Consider the following 20341-nt stretch of genomic DNA (forward strand, 5'->3'; position numbering starts at 1 on the left):
ATGTGGATCATGCTCGCCATGCTGGCGGTGTTCTACGCCATCGTCATCGCCATTCTGTATGTGACACAACAGAAGACGGCACCAAACTTCGACGAGTACGCCGTCGGCGGCCGCAGCTACGGCCCCTGGTACGTGGCCATGAGCTACGTCAACTCGTGGTGGCCGGGATCCACGTTCATCGCCTTCTTCGGATTGGCCACCGGCGCCGGCGTCTTCGGCCTCTACGGCCTGGCGTATTCGAGCCTGGGCGTGGCGATGATGTACTTCATGGCCACCCGCGCATGGCGGTGGGGCAAGAAGTACGACCTGCGCAGCCAGCCCGACCTGCTGGGCAAGCGGTTCGACTCGTCGGCGGTTCGGATCGTCGCCAGCGTCATCGGCATCGTCTCGATCTTTCCCTGGGTCGTCCTCGGAATGCAGGCGTTGGGAACGGTTTTCGAGCTCGCCAGCGACGGGGCCTGGTCGGTCACCACGTGCCTGATCGTCGGTCTCGCGGTCATCCTCATCCGCCAGTACTGGACCGTCCGGATGGGCATGCGTGGCCTGATCATGACCGACGCCTTCCAGGGCACGGTCGCCTACGTGTTCTCGGCGATCCTGTGCGTGGTGCTGCTGTCCGGCGTTGCCGGTGGCCCGATCAGCATCGCCGACCTCGACGACGTCGCCGACAAGTACCTGGTACTGCCGGGTGACGGCGACAAGTACGGACCGCTCTACATCTTCGCGTTGATCTTCACCGGCGTGATCGGATCACTGTGCTGGCCAACGAGTTTCCAGCGCATCTACACCGCGTCGAGTGTGCGGTCGGTGAAGTCGGGCACCTTGTGCACGGTGCTGATCTCCGGTGTCTTCTACACCCTGCTGATGCTCGTGGGCATCGCCGCCACGGCCATGCCCGACGTGGTCGCGGACCCACAGGCCGGCTGGTTCACCATCATGAGCGACTACGGCGGCACCTGGCTGCTGGGCCTCGGCATCACCATCGTCTTCGCCGCCTCCATGGGTCACATCGACGGCAGCGTCCAGGTCTGCGGCCTGCAGATCGCCAACGACCTGGTCAACACCACGAAGCGGCCGCTGTCGGACAAGCGGCTGACCCAGGTCGCGAAGACGTCGATGTTCGTCTTCATGGCCGCGGCGGGTGTCGTCGCGTACCTGACGTTCAGCATGACGCGGCTGCAGCTGCTGGCCCAGATCTCCTATCAGGGCGTGATCCAGCTGGCGGTGCCACTGTTCCTGGGCATCTTCTGGCGCGGCGGCAACAAGCAGGGCGCGGTGGCGGGCATGCTGTCGGGGTTCCTGGTGGCGATGGTCATGACCTGGATCTATCCCGACGACGTCCGCTGGCTGGGCAGCCTGACCGGCGGTATCGTCGGCCTGGTGGTCAACCTGGTGGTGTTCCTGGCGGCCGCCGCGCTGGTCACGACCGACGACGCCGACAAGGCCCGGGTGAACGACATGTTCGACGCCGCCAAGACCAAGATGCGGATCGCGGCCCCGACGCCGCCGGTGGCGCTCGACGACCAGGTGCACGAGTTGGCCGAAGAACAACGATGACGGCGGACCTCACCGACGAGGCGTTCCTCGCCGACTTCGCCGAGCTATCGGCGATCGGTGCGACCGCGGCCGGCGGGGTGGACAGGGAAGCCGCCACCGAGGCCGACGGCCGGGCTCGAGAGTGGTTGCGGGACTGGTTCGCCGACCACGGCCTGCACTGCCGGGTCGACGCGGTCGGCAACATGTACGGCGGCGCCGAGATCGTGGCGGACGCCCCGTGGGTCCTGCTCGGTTCGCACCTGGACAGCCAGCCGACGTCGGGCCGATTCGACGGCGCCTACGGGGTACTGGCCGGTGCGTACGCCGCGGCGAGGGCGGTTGCCGACCCCGAACGCGCCCGGTACAACGTGGCGGCGGTCAACTGGTTCAACGAGGAGGGTTCCCGCTTCTCGCCGAGCTTGATGGGCAGCGCGGTCTACGTCGGCAAGACCACTGCCGAGGCGGTCCTCGACGTCGTCGACGAGAGCGGGACCTCGGTGCGGGATGCCCTGAGCCGCATCGGTTTTCAGGGTCACGACGTGGCCCCGACGGCGAACTCGTACGCGGAAATCCACATCGAGCAGGGCCGCACGCTGGTCGACGAGGGACTCGACATCGGGGTGGTGACCAGCAACTGGGCCGCCTACAAGTACGTCGTCACGGTGCACGGCGAGCAGTCCCACACCGGCGCCACCCACATGCGGTACCGGCGGGACGCCCTCGTCGGCGCCAGCCAGGTGGTGCTGGCCGTCCGGGCCGTCGCCGAGGAGTTCGGCCCCGACACGGTGCTCGGTTCGGTCGGGCGGTTCACCGTGGAGCCCAACTCACCGGTGGTGGTGCCCGCCCGCGTCCGGCTCGCGGCGGATCTGCGTGCCCTGGAGGCGCGGACGGTGGAGGCCGCGCACGCGCGGTTCCTCGAGCGGATCACCGAGATCGACGAGGCCGGCGACGTCCACGTCGAGATCGAGAGCGCCACGTTGCGCCCGTCTACCCGCTACCAGGACTCCGGGATCGCGCTGGCCGGTGCCGTGGCCGACGAGCTCGGGCTGCGATGGCGCACGATGCCCACCATGGCCGGGCACGACTCGGTCAACCTCAAGGACGTGGTTCCGACGGTCATGCTGTTCATTCCCAGCGTCGACGGCGTCTCCCACAACGAACGCGAATACAGCACCGACGCACAGATGCTCGCGGGCCTGCACCTGCTGACGGCCACCGCCCGGCGAATGGTCGCAGGGGCGCTCGAGGCGGCGCAGGTCTCGTGAGCGACGACGTGCTGGACTCCCCCGCAGCCGTGGTGCGCGAGGCGTACCGCAGCGGCACCCTGACACCGGTCGACGTCCTGAGCCATACGCTGGCACGGATCGAGGCCCGCAACCCGGGCGTCAACGCCATGGCCTATGTGGACGCCGCCGGCGCCGCGACGGCCGCGGAGGAGTCCGCCCTTCGATGGGCCGCGGGCTCGCCGTTGAGTCCGCTCGACGGTCTGCCCGTCACCATCAAGGACAGCGTGCACGCGGTCGGCACCCCGTGGCGGCACGGCTGCGCCGCCAACGCCGACCTTCCCGATTCGACGTTCGACTCCCCGCCGGCCGCCCGGCTGAAGGAGGCCGGGGCCGTCATCGTCGGGAAGACGACGATGCCCGACTTCGGCATGATGGCCGCCGGCGTCAGCTCGCTGTACGGCGTCACCCGCAACCCCTGGGACCCGTCCCGAAGCACCGGCGGGTCGAGTGCCGGTGCGGGTGCCGCACTGGCGTCGGGCATCGGCTTCTCGGCGGTGGGCACCGACATCGCCGGCTCGGTCCGGCTGCCCGCCGGACACTGCGGCCTGGTGGCGCTCAAGCCCACCCAGGGCCGCGTTCCGCACACCGCCCCGTCCACCATGCGCTCGGCCGGACCGATGGGTCGCACCGCCGACGACGTGATGGACATGTTCGACGTCGTGTCGGGCGCCGACGACCGCGATCTGTGGAGTCTGGCACCGCCGACGGCCCCGACGCCCCGAGAACCATTGGCGCCGAACGGTCTTCGCATCGGCGCGCTGACCGAACTGGGGTCCGGCTTCGGCGCCGACGACGCGGTGCTGGCGGTGCTCGCCGACGCCGCGGCCGCGCTCCGCGACGGCGGCGCCACCGTGTCGACGGTGGCCCCGATCTTTGCCGACGACCCGTATCCCGCACTGGACCGGCTGTTTCAGGTGCGCGCCGCGGCCGAACTGGAGTCCATCCGCGAGGACCTGCGCGAGCTGGTGCACCCCGCCATCCGGGGCTGGTGCGCGCCGGGTGCCGACCGCTCCGCCACCGACTTCACCCGCGACGGTGAGGCGGTGGCGCGTTCGGCGGAGCTCGTCCGCGCGGCGACCGCCGCATTCGACTACGTCATCTCACCGGTCATCCCGACGATCGGGTTCCCCGCCGACGAGGTCGGGCTCGATCCGGCACACCCGTTGGCGCACTGCGGCTTCACCGCCTGGGCCAACCAGACGGCGCAACCGGCCGCGGCCCTGTGCTTCGGCTTCGGCGACGGCATGCCCGTCGGCATCCAGGTGATCGGACCCCGATTCGCCGACGCCGACGTGCTGCGTCTGACCAAGTGGCTGGAAGCGGCCCGGCCCGTCACCGTCACCTGGCCCTCACCGGCCGCCGTCCACCAGGGAGGCCAATGATGCCCACCACAGACATCGCCGACTCGCTGCATTCGCTGGGACTGTTCGTCGACGTCGACGTCACCACCGACGCGGCCCCGACGATGGCCAGCCCGAGTTGGTGGGGTGCGGACTCGGAGTGCTTCGACGTCCGCACCGACGACACTTCGGCTTCTCCGACAACGGCTTTCGTCAAGTCCATGATCGGCCACGCCGGTGCCTACGTCGACGTCGCGCAGGCGTTCGCCGCCGCCACCGAGGCGGGAGAGCTCGGCGTCGGCCCGCGGGTACACGCCTCGGATCACGCCGCCGGCATCCTGGTGCTGGAAAACCTGGTCGACCCCGCCTCGACCGCGACGCTGAACGTGTTCGACGACGACGCCCGGCTCGAACAGCTGATCGCCCTGCGCAAGCGGGTGCACGACTTCGGTTCGATCACCCGCTGTGCCACCGTCTTCGACGACGTCCGGACGCTGACCGACCTCGCCGTGGCCAACGACGTGGCGCTACCGGTCGACTTCGACTGGATGGCCCGGATGCTGGCGATGGCCGAAAAACGGATCGCGGCTACCGGTTTCGACACCGCGCCCTGCCACGGCGACGGCAACGTGTCCAACGTTCTGCTGCCCGACGACGGACGGATGCTGTTGCTGGACTGGGACGTCGCGGCGGTGATGGATCCGCTGCAGGACGTCGGCGTGCTGCTGGCCGAGGTGCGGCCCTTCGACTCGACCGCCCGGCAAGCCTTCGAGATCGCCTGGGGGCACTTCGACCAGGCCCTGTTCGACCGTGCACGGGTCTACGGCGTCGCCGACTGCGTCCGGTGGGGGTTGATCGGCGCGTATGCCGACGCGGCCCGCCCGGGCACGCTGGAGTACTCCAAGCTCTCCGACTGGCAGTTCCTGCGGGCCCGAGCCGGGTTGGGCGACGTGCACTTCCACGATCGGCTGGGCAGCCTGTGACCGGCACCGAGACCGTCCGGGACACCACCGGCAACCGGGCCGTCGGCACGGCGCGCAACGAGACGGAGCGCAGCGTCGAGGCAGCCCTGGCGGCGATCGCACCGTGGCAGGGCAAGCGGCTGGAGTACGCCCCGGTGCTGGGCGGGCTGCAGAACAGCAATTGGCGAATCACCGTCGAGGGCACCGACACCCGCTACTTCCTGAAGATCCCCGGCGCCGGCAGTGAGACGTTCATCGACCGCGGCCTGGCCAACGAGGCCGCCCGTCGCGCGGGGGTGAAGGGGATCGGCCCCGAACTGGTCCACTTCGATCCGGACACCGGCGTCGAGGTCATCGAGTTCCTGGAGGGCTACCGCGCCTGCACCAACGGCGACTTCAAGGACGTGGCCATCCCCCACCAGATCATCGACATCTACCGGGTGCTGCACTCCGGCGAATTGCTGACCACCACCAAGACCATGTTCGACATGATCGACGAGCATCTCGGGCAGGCCCGCGAGCTCGGGGTGCGGCTACCCGAGGACGCCGACCTGATCCTCGGCGAGTACCAGGTGGCCAAGCAGGCACTGTTGGCGTCCGGGCTGGATCTGGTTGCCTGCCACAACGATCCGATGCCGGGCAACTTCCTGGTCGCCGACGGCGAGCCGATGAAACTGGTGGATTACGAGTTCGCGTCCAACAACGAACGGGCCTACGAGCTGGCGTTGTTGACCACCGAGATGTTCTACACCGAGGAACTGGTCAACGAGCTCGTCGAGGACTTCTACGGCCGAGCCGACTTCGGGCTGCTGGCGCGGGTACAGGTGTGCGGTGCATTGGCCGACACCAAGTGGGGCCTATGGGCTTGTGTCAACCAGCAGCTGAGTTCGGCGTGGGACTTCGACTATCACAAGTACGGCTGCTGGAAGCTGATGCGGGCACGGCTGAAGATGTCCGATCCCCGCTGGGCGTTCTGGCTCAAGGCGCTGTAGCCAGAGCGGGTTTCGCGTCGGCCCACGGCCGGACGGCCTCGTAGTTCGCCGCGGCCCGCAGGACGGCGGCGTCGGCGCGGTGAGCTCCGGCGATCTGCAGCCCGACGGGCCGGCCGTCGGCGGTGAACCCCGCGGGCACCGTGATGGCGGGGGTCGTGGTCATGTTGAACGGGTAGGTGAGCAACCAACCGAGCAGTTGACGCTGCAACGACTGACCGTCGAGCCACTCGGGAGCGAACCGGTCGAGCGGAAAGGTGGGGCTGGCCAGCGTCGGGCTGACCAGGATGTCATAGGTCCGCATGAATTCCCCGAAGGTGTCCCACATCTTGCCGCGGAAGGCCTCCGCGCGGCCGATCTCGACGGCGGTCAACGTCTCGGCCTGCGCGAAGATCTCGATGAGGTTGTCGTCGACCTGACCCCGCTGCGACTTCCAGTCGAGTACGTCGTACTCACAGGAGTACCCCGGCACCCACAGCCCCTTCCACATCGCCTCCTCGGGATCACCCCAGTCCGGCGTCGCCTCCTCGACCACCGCGCCGAGGGCTTCGAAGGCCCGCACGGCCTCGGCGCACACCGCGACCACTTCGGGGTCGACGTGTCCGAGGCCAAGATTCGGCGACCAGGCCACCCGCCAGCCGGTCACGTCACCCTCGACGGCTGCGGCATAGTCGATTCCGTCGGACGGGACGCTGTTGGGATCGGAGTCCGATGGTCCGGCCATCACCGAGAACATCAGGGCGGCGTCGGCGACGGTCCGGGTGATCGGCCCGTGGAAGACGTGGGTGTAGTGCCGCCCGTCGAGAAGCGTGTGCGGGATGCGACCGAGCGACGGCTTGAAGCCGACCACGCCGCACATCGCCGAGGGAATGCGCACCGAACCCGCGCCGTCGGCACCCTCGGCGAGCGGACCCAACCCGGCGGCCACCGCCGCCGCGGCGCCCCCACTCGACCCGCCGGCGGTGTGACCGGGCCGCCAGGGGTTGTGCGTGGGGCCGTACAGATGGCTGTCCGTGCCGCCGTAATAACCGAATTCGGGTGCGTTCGTCTTGCCCAGGAACAGGCCACCGGCGTCCTTCAACCGGGTGACCACCGTGGCGTCGTGGGTGCCCACGTTGCCGGCCAGGGGTTTGAGCGACGAGTCGAACGGCAGACCGGCCATCGTGGTCAGGCCCTTGATCGAGAACGGCACCCCGTGCAGCGGCCCGCGAGTGCGGCCCTCGGACACCTCCTGCTGCAGGTCGGCGGCGTCGGCCAGCACCTGCTCGCGGTCGAAGTGAACGTAGGCGTTCAGCTGGGGGTTCACCGTCTCGATGCGGTCGGCGAACTCGCGTGCGATCTCCGTCGGACTGAGCGAACCGTTCCGGACGGCGTCGGCGAGAGCGGTGGCGGGTGTCCAGCACAGTTCGGCGTCGGGCATGCCCACACCCTATGTCGCCCGCGGCGGTACCGCAGGGCTCGCAGCGGGAAAAGAGCTGTCCGCCAAAGTGTTACGTGCATGTATCGGCGACCGCGAGGCGCGACGTCCCCCGATCGGTGGACACCCGCGTTCATCCGACCCATCCACCGGTCACCCGACAGACGCCAACCCTCCGCTACGACATAGTTGTCTCAACGCCGAAAACGGCACTCGCACAAAGGAGTCACACATGACCACCATCTTCCGCACCATCGCCGCCGCCACCATCATCTGCGGCGCCGCACTCGGACTGGCCGGAGCCGCCAACGCCGTCACCTCCACCTCGCCGCAGGGCCCGGGCAACGTCTTCAGCCCCGGCACCTACGCCACCCCGGCCCCTACCGTCGGCCCCGGCTGGTACGGCAACCACGGCCCCGCCTACATCGCCCACCTGACCGGCAAGTAGCCCCCAGAACCCATCAGGCCCTCCCCAACCAATCCCCGGGGGAGGGCCTGATGTACGTCATCGGCCGGTCAGCGCGCGCAGGCCGTCGACGCAGAGATCCCAGGCCGGCGTGCCGACGGTGATCGGGTCGAAGTGGTCGCCGTCGACGGTGTGCAACGTGCTCGCGTCACCCGCTGCCGACGCCGCGGCGACGAAGCCCTCGGACTGGTCGAGCGGCACCAACGTGTCCGCGGTGCCGTGCACGCACACCGTCGGCACGCCTAGCGGCACCAGGGCCACGGGCGACGCCGCCGCATACGCCTCCGGCAGGCGCGCGGGCGAGCCGCCGAGGTAGGCGTCGACGGCACCGCCGCCGAGCCCGTCCGCCGAACCGCGCACCAGGTCCAGCACACCCGCCTGAAGCACGGCGCCCACGAGCGGGACCGTACCGCCCCGGCGAGCCGCCAGCCACCCCGCCAGCTGCCCGCCCGCCGAATGACCAAGCGCGACAACGCGGCCGAGGTCCAGGCCGGTCGGCCGCTCCGCGAGGGCGTCGACCGCCGCCGCGACGTCCTGGCCCGTCCGCGGCCACCCACCTCCGTCGCCCATCCGGCGGTATTCGACGTTGAGCGCCGCGAAGCCGCGGCCCACCAGGTCGGCGGCCAGCGGCCGGCCGAGCTCGGCCCCGTAGCTCGACCGCCAGTAGCCGCCGTGGACGACCACCACCACCGGCGCCGGCGCCGAGCCCGCCGGCAGCGAGAGCTCGGCGTACTGACTGGGGTGCGGACCGTAGGTGAAGCGCATCGGATCATCGTCGTCGCCGCGGGCGCGAGGCGAACAGCCGGCCGCCATCGCCGCCACACCCGTCGCGGCGATCATGCGGCGCCGACTCAGGAACGTCATCCAGACAGCAAAGCAGACGCCCAACCCCGGATTCGCCTCGTGCTGCTTGCCATCTGATGACGTCGAGACCGCCTGGCCAGCTGCCGATCCAGCCATCGTCGTACGTCGGCAGCGGGCATCGGACCGCCATGGCCGATGTGCAGGGTGTGCGGCCCCAGGTTCAGCGCGGCCTGCAGGCTCGCGAGCGCCTGCTCGGGGTCGTCGTGGAACGGCGGGTTCGACGGGCGGTATTGCAGCAGACCCAAGAACCCGCCGGTGAGCATGTCGCCGGCGATCAGGTCGCCCTGGTCGAGCAGCACCGACACCGAACCGGCGGTGTGGCCCGGGGTGTGGATGATGCGGCCCTCGACGCCGTGGTCGTGAAGGTCGTATTCCCCGGTGAGGACGAGGTCGGGGTGCAGCGGTCGGGTGGCTTCGTTCGGCGGTGGTGTCCGGGTGAAGACGTGTCCGAAGACGCCGATCGGTTGGCGCAGTTCGGGATTCGAGCGGCCGGCCAGATAGGTCGGCAGGTCGTCGGCGTGGGCGGCGACGGGCGCGCCGGTGCGGGCTTGGAGTTCGGCCGCCGCACCGAAGTGGTCGACGTGCCCGTGGGTGACGACGATCATCTCGAGGTCGACGGGATCGACACCCGCCGCGACGATGCCGTTCCACACGCGGTCGCCACTGCTGGGCATGCCGCAGTCGACGAGGATCGGTCTGCGCCCGATCAACAGGTACGCGTTGACCAGGTGGTCACCGAGTAGCGGAATCTTCACGACCTTGGCGTGCATGACGTGGACCTCTCGAGCGTCAGCTCGGCCCGAGCGCGGGTGAGCTGTTCGGCGAGCGCCGAGGGCGCCTCCAACGGGATCAAGTGCCCGACGGCGTCGAGCACGCGCAGGCGCGCCCGCGGAATGAACGGCAGCAGGTGCCGACGAAGTACGTCGACCGGCTCGACGACGTCCCGCTCGCCGGCGACGACGACCGTGTCGACCGAAATGCGGCGCGCGGCAGTGGTGACGTCCTCGGCAATGCCGCGCAGAGGCCATTCGGTGCGAGCCGCCGTCGTCGCCGCGGACAGGCTGTCCTCGAGGGCCGCGGTCCGCACCGATCCCGTCAGCGGGTTCGCGGACAGGACGTGGTCGAGGGCGAAGGTCACCGCCTCCGGACCGTCGTAGGCGTGGGCGAGTTCCCGCCGATACTGCGGGGTGACGGCCGCGGGCGGGTCGGGCGGCGCGGGCGCGACGAGGATCAGCCCCGCGAGTGCGGCGGGGCGTTGAGCCGCCACGAGTTGCGCGACCTTGCCGCCCATCGAGTGTCCGACGAGCACCACGTCAGTGCCCAGCGCAGCGACGACCGCCGTTGCGTCCCTGGCCAATTGCGCCAGATCGAAGGGGCCGGGCAGTGTCTTGGACCGGCTCCAGCCGCGCTGATCATAAGTGGCGACCGGCGTCTGCGGGTCGAGATGGGTGAGCATCGGGTCCCAGGTACGCCCGCTGCCACCCCAATAGTGCAGGAACAGCAGCGTCGGTCCGTTGCCGCACCGACGTCGCACCGTGAGCGACCCACCCGCCACCGACACGTCGATCTCGTCGAACGTGGAGGTCACGAGGCGGCCTCTCGCATGGCGACGGGGCGGTCGTTCCACCCGGCGGCTGCAACGGCGTCGAGCCACGTCACGGCTGGTGTAGCGAGGTACATCACCTGGTGCAGGTGAGCGGGGAAGCTCATCGGTGGCGCCTTGGCAGGGTTGCGCTCGACTTGTTCGGCCAGCACGGCGGCGAGCGCATGGCCGAGGTCGTGGCGTGGCCATGCCGCGTGCACTCGATCGGCGAATCGCTCGGGAAGGTGCTGGCGGAAAGTCCCGACTATGTCGGTACCGATACCCGCGTGAGCGACCGCTGCGACGGGACCGAACCGGTCGGCCAGGCCGACGCTGGTATGCAATGCGATTGCCGCCCATGCCATCTCAACCCGCGAGGGGTCGACGTCGTGCTGGACGAGAAACCGGGCTGCCGCGTCGGCGCCGGCCACCTCGAACCGCTGGTCGGTGTTGGCGAATTCGGTCGCGCCGAGGTCGTGCAGGATGCATGCGAGGAACAGCAACTCGTCGTCGTCGACCTGGGGCACTGCGGCGGCCGCGGACAATTCCCGCGCGAACAGGTAGCTGCGAACCACGTGGTTGTAGACGAACCCGGGCGACACGTCACGGGCGAGTGCGCGCGCCGCGAGCGCAACCGGCGAGTCGGGCACGTCGAACTCTGCGGCCAAGGCCTCGTCATCTCCGGTCATGTGCCGTCCCTTCGTCGAATCGGTGGTTCCTCAACCTTCGGCGCTCTCGCCCGCTCACACCAGTGGCGACATAGCCACATACCGTTAAGATCTGGCCATGAAGATCGTCGTCGTCGGTCACGGCCAGGTCCTGGGCTTCGAACTCATGACGCCGAGCCAGGTGTTCGGAATGGCCAATGTCGCGCTGGCGGAGACGGGCGACGAACCGCGCTACGACGTGCGCATCTGCGCCGCCGATCAGACCGTGAGCACGACGAGCGAGTGGGGCGCCGTCGACGTCCGAACACCCTTCGACCTCGACGAGGCCGCGGCAGCCGACGTCGTGATCGTGCCCGGTAAGCAGGACTTCCTCAATCCACCCGCCGACGAACTCGTCGAGGTCGTGCGGGCGGCACACGACGAGGGTGCCCGGATCGGTTCCATCTGCGTGGGGGCGTTCACGGTCGCCGCAACCGGTCTGCTGAACGGGCGGCGGGCCACCACGCACTGGCAGTGGGCTGATGCCCTGGCGCGTCGACATCCGGACGTCGACGTCGACCCTGGCGCGATGTTCGTCGAGGACGGTCGAATGCTGACGTCCGCCGGCGTCGCAGCAGGCATCGACCTCTGCCTACATCTGATTCGACAGGACGCCGGTCCGGATCTCGCCGACCGCACCGCCCGGCGACTGGTGTTGCCCAGTTGGCGCCAGGGCGGCCAAGCTCCGTACGCCGAACCGACTCGGCCAGAGGATGATTCGCTGCGGTCGATCATGGAGTGGATGGAGCAGAACGCCCGGGAGGAACTGACTCTGCGGAGCATCGCCCAGCACGCGTCGACCAGCGTGCGCAGTCTCAACAGGCATTTCCGCGCGCGCCTCGGCACCACGCCGTTGCAGTTGCTGTTGCAGATCCGGCTCGACCTGGCGCGCCGTCTGCTCGAGTCGACCCGCTTGCCGATCGACGAGGTCGCCGAGCAGTCCGGGTTCACGTCGCACGCCTCGTTCCGCTACCACTTCGTCAGGAGTGTCGGCGTCCCTCCGAACGCCTACCGAGCCAACTACCGCGCCCACCTCGACCCGGCCCGGACGTGAAGAACATCCTGTCGCCACCGACGCGGCGGCAGTACCATCGGGCCATGTCAGACACCGGGATCGACGACGCCACGAAGCTCGCGGGCGGGAACGTCGCCGCCCTCCTCCCCCGCACCGATCGCACGGTCGAGGAGGAGCGATTGCACCGCAAGCAGAACCTCGCCGCGGCCTTTCGGTTGTTCAGCCGGTTCGGCTTCGACGAGGGCGTGGCCGGGCACATCACCGCCCGCGATCCCGAGTTCACCGACCACTTCTGGGTGAACCCGTTCGGGATGCACTTCGGCCACATCCGCGTCAGCGACCTGCTGCTGGTCCGCCACGACGGGGAGATCGTGCACGGCGACCGGCCGGTCAACCAGGCGGCGTTCGCGATCCACTCGCAGGTCCACGCCGCCCGGCCGGACGTCATCGGAGCGGCGCATTCTCACTCGGTGTACGGCAAGTCGTGGTCGACGTTGGGCAGGCTGCTCGACCCGATCACCCAGGACGCCTGCGCGTTCTACGACGACCACGCGTTGTTCGACCAGTACTCGGGCGTCGTCCTGGACCTCGAGGAGGGCAAGCGCATCGCCCACGCGCTCGGCGACCGCAAGGCGGCCATCCTGCGCAACCACGGACTGCTGACCGTCGGCCACTCCGTGGAGGAGGCCGCGTGGTGGTTCATCACCATGGAGCGGTCCTGCCAGGCTCAGTTGCTGGCCGAGGCCGCCGGGACCCCCGTGCTCATCGACGACGAGATGGCGGCACTGACGCGCGGGCAGGTCGGCAGCCACTTCGCCGGGTGGTTCAGCTTCCAGCCGTTGTTCGCCAAGATCACCAGGGAACAGCCCGACCTGTTCGAATGAGCGAGTCACTACCGCCACTTCCGTCACCCCTTGCGTAGCCTGGACGTCAATGAACGCGCGGTGGAAGGTCATGGGCGCGCTCGCTGTGGGCGCGGTTCTCGTCGGCTGCCAGTCCACGGTCCCCGGTAGCCCCGAAGGCAACGCCGGGAACGGCAGCGAGCCGACGTTTCCCACGTCGACGCCGTCGCGGTCCAGCCCGACTCCGACGACGACGACCGCCACCTCACCCGTGGCCGCCCCTCCGACGGCGGCCGAGGCGCTGCCACCGCAGAACGGCTACGTGTTCGTCACCACCAAGTCGGGCCAGACCCGCTGCCAGATCAACACCACGGAGGTGGCCTGCGAGGCCCCCTTCACCAGCTCCCCGGTGGTCGACGGCGCCCCGGCCAACGGCGTGCGGGTGACCACCGACGGTCAGCTCCAGTGGGTGCTCGGCAACCTCGGCGACATCCCCGTCGTCCCCCTCGACTACCGCACCTACACCGCGCAGGGCTGGACGATCGCCGCTGGCGAGGACGGCACGCGCTTCACCAACGACGGCACCAAACACGGAATGTTCGTCGCCATCGGCGGTGTCGAAGCGTTCTAGACGTTTAGCCAGCGCCTCCGAACGGGAAGAAACCCCCGGTGAAGCATCACGACTTGTTCGTCATCGGCACCGGCTCCGGCAACTCCGTCATCGACGACTCGATGGCCGACTGGGACATCGGGATCGTCGACCAGCGGCGCGCCGGCGGCACCTGTCTGAACTACGGCTGCATCCCCTCGAAGATGCTCGCCTACACCGCCGAGGTGGTGGACACCGTCTCCTCGGCGAACCGCTTCGGCGTCGACGCCAAGCTCGGCGGGATGAACTGGACCGAAGTGCGCGACCGCGTCTTCGGCCTCACCGACCGACACTCCGACGAAGGCCGCGAGGGCCGCGCGAGCACGTCCAACATCACCTACTACGACGGCCACGCCGAATTCACCGGTCCGCGCCAGCTCGTGGTGACCGACGACGCCGGCAACCGCCACCAGATCTCCGCCGACCGGATCGTCATCGCCAACGGCGGACGCCCCGTCATCCCGTCGGTCGTCGCCGACTCCGGTCTGCCCTACGAGACGTCCGACACGATCATGCGAATCGAGGCGCCCCCGCGGCGGCTCGTCGTCCTCGGCGGGGGCTACATCGCCGCCGAGCTGGCCCACGTGATGTCCGCGGCCGGCAGCGAGATCACCGTCATCGAGAACGGCGACATGCTGCTGGGCGGCCCGCAGGACGACGAGGTGCGGTCCACCTTCACCGATCTGATGAGCACGCGCTGGGATCTGCGACTGGGCACCGAACTCGACGCCATCGACGGCGAGCCGGGGGATCTGACGCTGACGCTGGCCGACGGCAGCACCGTGAGCGCCGACATGCTTCTCGTCGCCGCTGGCCGCACGCCCAACGCCGACCGGCTCGAGGTCTCCGTGGGCGGTGTCGACCTCGACGACAAGGGCCGGGTGGCGGTCGACGAGTTCGGCCGCACCAGCGCCGAGGGCGTCTTCGCACTCGGGGACGTCAGCACGCCGGTTCCGCTCAAGCACGTGGCCAACCGCGAGGCCGACGTCGTCAAGCACAACCTCCTGCACCCCGACCGCATGCGTGCCACCAACCACGACCGCGTGCCGTCGGCGGTGTTCACCGAACCGCAAATCGCCTCGGTCGGCCTCACCGAGGAACAGTGTCGCGACGGGCATCCCGACTACCTCGTCGGCCGCACGCCCTACTCCGACGTCGCCTACGGCTGGGCCATGCAGGACACCGACGGCTTCTGCAAGGTGCTGGTCGACGGCAACACCGACCTGATCCTCGGCGCCCACGTCATCGGCCCGCAGGCCGCGACGCTGATCCACATCTTCGTCACCGCAATCGAATTCGGGATACCGGCGACCGATCTGGCGCGCCGGCCATATTGGATACACCCCGCGCTGACCGAAGTCGTCCAGAACGCGCTCCTCGACGTGCCGGTCGCCGCATGACCGCCCAGGAACGCCCCGGACCGCACGTCTTCGTGCTCTTCGGTGCGACGGGCGACCTCGCCAAGCGCAAGCTCTTCCCCGGGCTCTATCGCCTCGCGGCCGCGTCCCGATTGCCGGAGGAGTACGCGATCATCGGATCGGGGCGGCACTCCCCCGGTTCCGACGACGAGTTCCGCGCCAAGATTCGCAGCGGTCTCGAGGAGTCGGTCGACGACCTAGACGCCGACGTCCTCAAGGACCTGTTGGGCCGCTTGACGTTTCAGACCTCCGACGCAGACGACGGCAAGGATCTCGCCGCCGCCGTCCGCAAGGCCCACGACGGGCTCGGCGACGATTCGCGAACCCTGATCTACCTGTCCGTGCCGCCGACGGCGATGGAGTCGATGATCGGCATGCTGGGTCGCGAGCACCTGACCGACGGGGCCCGCGTCGTCGTGGAGAAGCCGTTCGGCACCGATCTGGAGTCCTCCCGCGAACTCGACGCGGCGCTCAAGGACGTCATCAGCGAGGACCAGGTGTACCGGATCGACCACTTCCTGGGAAAGGAAGCGGTGCAGAACATCCTTGCGTTGCGCTTCGCCAACGGGCTGATCGAGCCCGCCTGGAATCGCGACCACGTCGTCTCGGTGCAGATCGACGTGCCCGAGACGCTGACCGCCGAGGGCAGGGGCGCGTTCTACGAGTCCACGGGATGCTTCCGCGACATGATCTCCACGCACCTGTGCCAGGTGCTCGGCTTCATCGCCATGGAGCCACCCGTGCACCTCGACCCGACCGCCCTCCGCAACGAGAAGGCGAAGGTGTTCGCCGCGATGCAGCCGCTCGACCCCGATCGGGTCGTGTTCGGCCAATACGAGGGTTACCGCGACGAGGACGGCGTCGCCGACGACTCGAAGGTCGAGACCTTCGTGGCCCTGGAGGCATTCGTCGACACCGAACGCTGGCAGGGCGTGCCGTTCCTGCTGCGCACGGGCAAGGCACTCGGCGCCACCCGGCGCACCGTCACGTTGACCTTCCGGACTCCTCCCATGGGCCGATTCGGCGACAGCGAGTACGGACCGAACCAGCTCACGCTCGAACTGAGCGACTCGCCCGAGTTCGGCGTCAGCCTGATGGCAAAGCGGCCGGGTCCCCGAATGGATCTGGTGCCGTTGACCTTTCACCTCGACATCGCCGAAGAGGATCCCGACGACGTGCCACTGGAGGCGTACGAGCGGTTGCTGCTCGACGTGATGCGCGGCGACCAGACGCTGTTCACCAGGGCCGACGAAGTGGACCGGTTGTGGCAGGTCTGCCAGCCCGTTCTCGACAACCCACCGCCCACGCTGCCGTACGCTCGCGGTTCGTGGGGCCCGGACGAGGCAATCGAGCTGGCAGGCCCGGAAGGGTGGCACCTGCCCGATGCCTGACGACTGGCCCGCCATCGCGGACCACGGCCTGATCGGCGACCTGCGTACCTGCGCCCTGGTGGCCACCAACGGAACCGTCGACTGGTTTTGCGCGCCCCGGTTCGACTCGCCAAGCGTCTTCGGCGCCATCCTGGACCCCGAGCAGGGCGGCAGCTGGACCCTCTCCCCGACGGGTGAGGTCTCGCGCACCCAGCAGTTCTACTTTCCGGACACCGCCGTCCTCATCACCCGCTTCCTCACCCCCGACGGCGTCGCCGAGGTGCACGACTTCATGCCCGTGCTCGGGGCGGGCGATCCAGAGCACCGCCAGCGGCTGGTCCGCCGGGTGAGTGGCGTGCGGGGCACCATCACCATGCGGATGTGCGTCGACGCCAGGCCGGACTACGGGCGCGAGCGGTGCGTCGCCGAAGACAGTGGCGACGGCGTGCTCATCACCGGTGACGGGGTGCGCCTCGGCTTGGTCGCCTCGACCGACCTGTCGATCGAGGAGGGTGACGACAACACCCGCGTCAGCGCCAAAGTCGAACTGTCCCAGGGTGAGAGCGCATTGTTCGTGCTCGAGATGCTCGACGGCGACGATCTGCCGTCGAGCAACGCCGTCGACCTGACCGACGAGCTGCTCGACGCCACGACGTCGTACTGGCGGTCCTGGTTGCGCCAGTCGCGTTACGTGGGCCGTTGGCGCGAGATGGTGCACCGCTCGGCCATCACCCTCAAGCTGCTCACCCACGAACCGACCGGCGCCATCATCGCCGCGCCGACCACCAGCATCCCGGAATTCATTGGGGGAAGCCGCAACTGGGACTACCGATACGTGTGGGTCCGTGACGCCGGCTTCAGCCTGTACGCCCTGCTGCGGCTCGGGTTCACCGACGAGGCCCGCGCGTTCATCGGCTGGCTGTCCGAGCGGCTCGGCGACGAACGTCAGCAGAACGACGGGGTCGGACCGCTGCGCGTGCTCTACGACATCGACGGCAACCGCCCCGTCGACGAGACCGAACTCGAGCACCTGCGCGGATACCGGGACTCCCGACCGGTCCGGATTGGCAACGCCGCGGTCGACCAGCTGCAACTCGACATCTACGGCGAGCTGATCGACTCGGTCTACCTGTTCAACAAATACGGCAGCGGGATCAGCAGCGACGCCTGGGACGACGTCGTGAAGGTCATCGACTGGCTGATGGAGAACTGGGACCGCGACGACGCCAGCATGTGGGAGGTGCGCGGTGACCACCGCGCGTACACCACGTCGCGGCTGTTCTGCTGGGTCGCCCTCGAGCGCACCATTCGCATCGCCCGCCAGCGTGGGCTGCCCGGCGACATCGGCGCGTGGTCGAAGACGCGCGACGACGTCTACGAACGCATCATGTCCCACTCCTGGAACGCCGACCTGCAGGCGTTCACCCAGACCGAGGGCGGCACCGAACTCGACGCCGGCGTGCTGCTGATGCCGATGGTGAAGTTCCTCTCCCCGGCCGATCCCAAGTTCCTGTCCACGCTCGAGGCGGTCGAGAAGGGCCTGGTCACCGACACCCTGGTCTTCCGCTACTCCCCGGAGACCGACGGTCTCGACGGCGCCGAGGGCACCTTCTCGCTGTGCTCGTTCTGGTACGTCGAGGCACTGACCAGAGCGGGCCGTCACGACGACGCCCAGCTGGCGCTGGAGAAGATGTTCACCTACGCCAACCACGTCGGGCTCTACGCCGAGCAGGTCAGCGCGACCGGCGACCAAGTCGGCAACTTCCCGCAGGCGTTCACCCACTTCGCACTCATCAGCGCGGCGATCAACCTCGATCGTGCGCTCGACACAGGAGACAACCCATGACAGTCGCCCAGCAGGAGCGCGCCGCACTCGTCACCACCATGCGTGGTGTCGGCCCGGAACAACCGACGCTGTGCGGCGAGTGGACGACCCGCGACCTCGCCGCCCACCTGGTCATCAGGGAACGTCGGCTCGACGCCGCACCGGGCATCCTCGTACCCAAGTTCGCCGGCTACACCGAACGGGTGCAAAACCAGGTGGCCGCCGAGAACGACTGGAACGTCCTGCTCGACCAGATCGCGTCGGGCCCACCACTGCTGTCGCCGTTCAAGCTGCTCGACCCGTTCGTCAACGTCGCCGAGATGTTCATCCACCACGAGGACGTCCGGCGCGCCGCAACTGGTTGGGAGCCACGGGAACTCGACGGCGAGACGACGTCCTCGCTGGCGCGCCAGGTCAGCCTGATGTCACGGATGACGATGAAGAAGACCCCGGCGCGGGTGTCGCTGAAGACCCCCGACGGCACGACGTTGACCACCGTCGGCTCGGGGCCCGCCGTCACCGTCACCGGCGAACCCGGCGAGCTGCTGATGTTCATCTCCGGGCGGGATCAGGCCAAGCTCACCTTCACCGGTGACGACGCCGCCGTGCAGGCGGTGCGCGACGGCGAACGCGGCCTCTAGGCTCGTCGGCATGGACTTCCGCGTATTCGTCGAACCGCAGCAAGGCGCCACCTACGCCGACCAGTTGGCCGTGGCCAAGACCGCGGAGGCGGCCGGCTACTCGGCCTTCTTCCGGTCCGACCACTACCTGGCGATGTCGGGCGACGGCATGCCGGGTCCGACGGATTCCTGGGTGACCCTGGGCGGCATTGCCCGCGAGACGTCGACGATTCGGCTCGGCACGATGGTCACCTCGGCGACGTTCCGTCACCCCGGCGTGCTGGCCATCTCCGTCGCCCAGGTCGACGAAATGAGCGGCGGCCGGGTGGATCTCGGCCTCGGCGCGGGCTGGTTCGAGGCCGAACACGAGGCGTACGCCATCCCCTTCCCGTCACTCGGAGAGCGGTTCGAACGCCTCGGTGAGCAGCTCGACATCCTGACCGGATTCTGGAGCACGCCGGTCGGCGAGACCTACGACTACGCCGGGAAGCACTACACCGTCAAGGAGTCACCCGCGCTGCCCAAGCCCGTGCAGTCGCCGTACCCGCCGATCATCATCGGCGGCGGCGGGCCCAAGCGCACCCCGGCTCTGACGGCGAAGTACGCCGCGGAGTTCAACATCCCGTTCGTCGACCTCGACACCCTCAAGGCGCAGTACGCCCGCGTCGCGGCGGCGGTCGCGGACGCGGGCCGCGCCGCCGACTCGCTGACGTACTCGGCGGCCTTCGTGGTGTGCGCCGGGCGCGACGACGCCGAGGTGGCGGCCCGTGCGGCGGCGATCGGACGCGACGTCGACGAGCTGCGCGGCAGTTCACCGCTGGTGGGCACGCCCGGTGAAATCGCCGACAAGTTGGATCCGTTCGCCGAGGCCGGCGTGCAGCGCGTCTACCTCCAGGTCCTGGACCAGTCCGACCTCGACCACGTCGAGTTCTTCGCCGCCGAGGTCATCCCGCAACTGGGCTGACCCCGGCCGGCACGAGTGCCCGCGGCTACCATCAAGCCCGTGAGGGACGCCGACCACGACGAGGACGAGCTCGCGTGGCACGAGCGCACGTCGACCGTCGTCGGGGCCAGCATCGGCGCAATTGCAGTGATCGGCGTGCTCTACCTGCTCATCTCGTACATGGTGGGCGGTTCCGACGAGCCCGGAAACAGTCCGCAGTACTACCCGGATCCCAGCTTCTCCGAGCGCACGTCCGCTGCCACGACTTCGACCACCAGCACCGAGACGATCACCAGCACCAGCCCCCCGTTGACTACCGACATCAACCCCGGCGACACGACGACCAGCAGCACCGACACGACCTCGTCCACACCGACCACCACGTCGTTCGACCCGTCCAACCTCCCGAGGACCAGGACGTCGTCGACCTACGGTGACGGACGTCAGCGGCCGCGACTCAACGAGACGCGCACGCTGTACCCCCGCCCCTGAGCGGGTCGAGTCATCCCG

The 20341-nt window shown here is 69.0% G+C and carries 20 protein-coding genes; 15 read left to right on the forward strand and 5 right to left on the reverse strand.

What is annotated here, in order from left to right:
* The 5 genes from H7J06_RS11160 to H7J06_RS11180 are packed head-to-tail and all read left to right on the forward strand — an operon-like array spanning window position 1 to window position 6116.
* On the forward strand, window positions 1-1557 hold the full coding sequence (locus tag H7J06_RS11160; protein ID WP_264038903.1) for a sodium:solute symporter family protein: 1557 nt from the start codon (window positions 1-3) through the stop codon (window positions 1555-1557).
* The gene (locus H7J06_RS11165; protein ID WP_264038904.1) at window positions 1554-2801 is read left to right on the forward strand and encodes a M20 family metallo-hydrolase; all 1248 of its coding nucleotides are present in this window, start codon (window positions 1554-1556) and stop codon (window positions 2799-2801) included. Before H7J06_RS11160 ends, H7J06_RS11165 begins: the two co-directional genes overlap by 4 nt.
* A complete protein-coding gene (locus H7J06_RS11170; protein ID WP_264038905.1) occupies window positions 2798-4204 on the forward strand; it encodes an amidase family protein in 1407 nt (468 codons plus the stop codon). The genes H7J06_RS11165 and H7J06_RS11170 overlap by 4 nt, the downstream gene beginning before the upstream one ends.
* Complete coding sequence (locus tag H7J06_RS11175; protein ID WP_264038906.1) at window positions 4204-5145, forward strand: phosphotransferase; 942 nt, start codon at window positions 4204-4206, stop codon at window positions 5143-5145. The genes H7J06_RS11170 and H7J06_RS11175 overlap by 1 nt, the downstream gene beginning before the upstream one ends.
* Window positions 5142-6116, forward strand: a complete 975-nt coding sequence (locus H7J06_RS11180) for a choline/ethanolamine kinase family protein (protein WP_264038907.1) — start codon at window positions 5142-5144, stop codon at window positions 6114-6116. The genes H7J06_RS11175 and H7J06_RS11180 overlap by 4 nt, the downstream gene beginning before the upstream one ends.
* On the opposite strand, the gene H7J06_RS11185 is transcribed toward H7J06_RS11180, so the two are convergent.
* Entirely contained in the window at window positions 6103-7533 is a 1431-nt protein-coding gene (locus H7J06_RS11185; RefSeq protein WP_264038908.1) for an amidase, read from the reverse strand. The two genes, H7J06_RS11180 and H7J06_RS11185, sit on opposite strands and share 14 nt — an antisense overlap.
* Before the next feature lie 229 nt (window positions 7534-7762).
* Between H7J06_RS11185 and H7J06_RS11190 the strand changes: the two genes are divergently transcribed.
* On the forward strand, window positions 7763-7978 hold the full coding sequence (locus H7J06_RS11190) for a hypothetical protein (RefSeq protein WP_264038910.1): 216 nt from the start codon (window positions 7763-7765) through the stop codon (window positions 7976-7978).
* Between the two features lie 57 nt (window positions 7979-8035).
* Here H7J06_RS11190 and H7J06_RS11195 read toward each other — a convergent pair whose 3' ends face one another.
* Genes H7J06_RS11195 through H7J06_RS11210 form a run of 4 tightly spaced genes read right to left on the reverse strand, consistent with a single transcriptional unit; the run spans window position 8036 to window position 11131 of the window.
* A complete protein-coding gene (locus tag H7J06_RS11195; protein WP_264038911.1) occupies window positions 8036-8860 on the reverse strand; it encodes an alpha/beta hydrolase family protein in 825 nt (274 codons plus the stop codon).
* Complete coding sequence (locus H7J06_RS11200) at window positions 8857-9630, reverse strand: MBL fold metallo-hydrolase (RefSeq protein ID WP_264038912.1); 774 nt, start codon at window positions 9628-9630, stop codon at window positions 8857-8859. The genes H7J06_RS11195 and H7J06_RS11200 overlap by 4 nt, the downstream gene beginning before the upstream one ends.
* Window positions 9612-10448: an alpha/beta fold hydrolase gene (locus H7J06_RS11205; protein ID WP_264038913.1), complete on the reverse strand. Its 837-nt coding sequence runs from the start codon at window positions 10446-10448 to the stop codon at window positions 9612-9614. Before H7J06_RS11205 ends, H7J06_RS11200 begins: the two co-directional genes overlap by 19 nt.
* A complete protein-coding gene (locus H7J06_RS11210; RefSeq protein WP_264038914.1) occupies window positions 10445-11131 on the reverse strand; it encodes an HD domain-containing protein in 687 nt (228 codons plus the stop codon). Before H7J06_RS11210 ends, H7J06_RS11205 begins: the two co-directional genes overlap by 4 nt.
* A gap of 97 nt (window positions 11132-11228) precedes the next feature.
* On the opposite strand from H7J06_RS11210, the gene H7J06_RS11215 reads away from it, so the two are divergent.
* The 9 genes from H7J06_RS11215 to H7J06_RS11255 are packed head-to-tail and all read left to right on the forward strand — an operon-like array spanning window position 11229 to window position 20323.
* Complete coding sequence (locus tag H7J06_RS11215; RefSeq protein WP_264038915.1) at window positions 11229-12203, forward strand: GlxA family transcriptional regulator; 975 nt, start codon at window positions 11229-11231, stop codon at window positions 12201-12203.
* Window positions 12204-12247: 44 nt separating this feature from the next.
* Window positions 12248-13048, forward strand: coding sequence for a class II aldolase/adducin family protein (locus H7J06_RS11220; RefSeq protein ID WP_264038916.1), 801 nt, complete (start codon window positions 12248-12250; stop codon window positions 13046-13048).
* A 49-nt stretch (window positions 13049-13097) separates the two neighbouring features.
* Window positions 13098-13637: a hypothetical protein gene (locus H7J06_RS11225; RefSeq protein ID WP_264038917.1), complete on the forward strand. Its 540-nt coding sequence runs from the start codon at window positions 13098-13100 to the stop codon at window positions 13635-13637.
* Window positions 13638-13675: 38 nt separating this feature from the next.
* Complete coding sequence (locus H7J06_RS11230; RefSeq protein WP_264038919.1) at window positions 13676-15055, forward strand: mycothione reductase; 1380 nt, start codon at window positions 13676-13678, stop codon at window positions 15053-15055.
* On the forward strand, window positions 15052-16464 hold the full coding sequence (gene zwf / locus H7J06_RS11235) for a glucose-6-phosphate dehydrogenase (RefSeq protein ID WP_264038920.1): 1413 nt from the start codon (window positions 15052-15054) through the stop codon (window positions 16462-16464). The genes H7J06_RS11230 and zwf overlap by 4 nt, the downstream gene beginning before the upstream one ends.
* A complete protein-coding gene (locus H7J06_RS11240) occupies window positions 16457-18289 on the forward strand; it encodes a glycoside hydrolase family 15 protein (protein WP_264038921.1) in 1833 nt (610 codons plus the stop codon). Before zwf ends, H7J06_RS11240 begins: the two co-directional genes overlap by 8 nt.
* Complete coding sequence (locus H7J06_RS11245) at window positions 18286-18909, forward strand: TIGR03085 family metal-binding protein (RefSeq protein WP_264038922.1); 624 nt, start codon at window positions 18286-18288, stop codon at window positions 18907-18909. Before H7J06_RS11240 ends, H7J06_RS11245 begins: the two co-directional genes overlap by 4 nt.
* Before the next feature lie 10 nt (window positions 18910-18919).
* The gene (locus H7J06_RS11250; protein ID WP_264038923.1) at window positions 18920-19852 is read left to right on the forward strand and encodes an LLM class F420-dependent oxidoreductase; all 933 of its coding nucleotides are present in this window, start codon (window positions 18920-18922) and stop codon (window positions 19850-19852) included.
* Window positions 19853-19891: 39 nt separating this feature from the next.
* A complete protein-coding gene (locus H7J06_RS11255) occupies window positions 19892-20323 on the forward strand; it encodes a hypothetical protein (protein WP_264038924.1) in 432 nt (143 codons plus the stop codon).
* The last annotated feature ends 18 nt before the right edge of the window (window positions 20324-20341 follow it).

Source organism: Mycolicibacterium hodleri (assembly GCF_025822245.1).
Lineage (GTDB): Bacteria > Actinomycetota > Actinomycetes > Mycobacteriales > Mycobacteriaceae > Mycobacterium > Mycobacterium hodleri.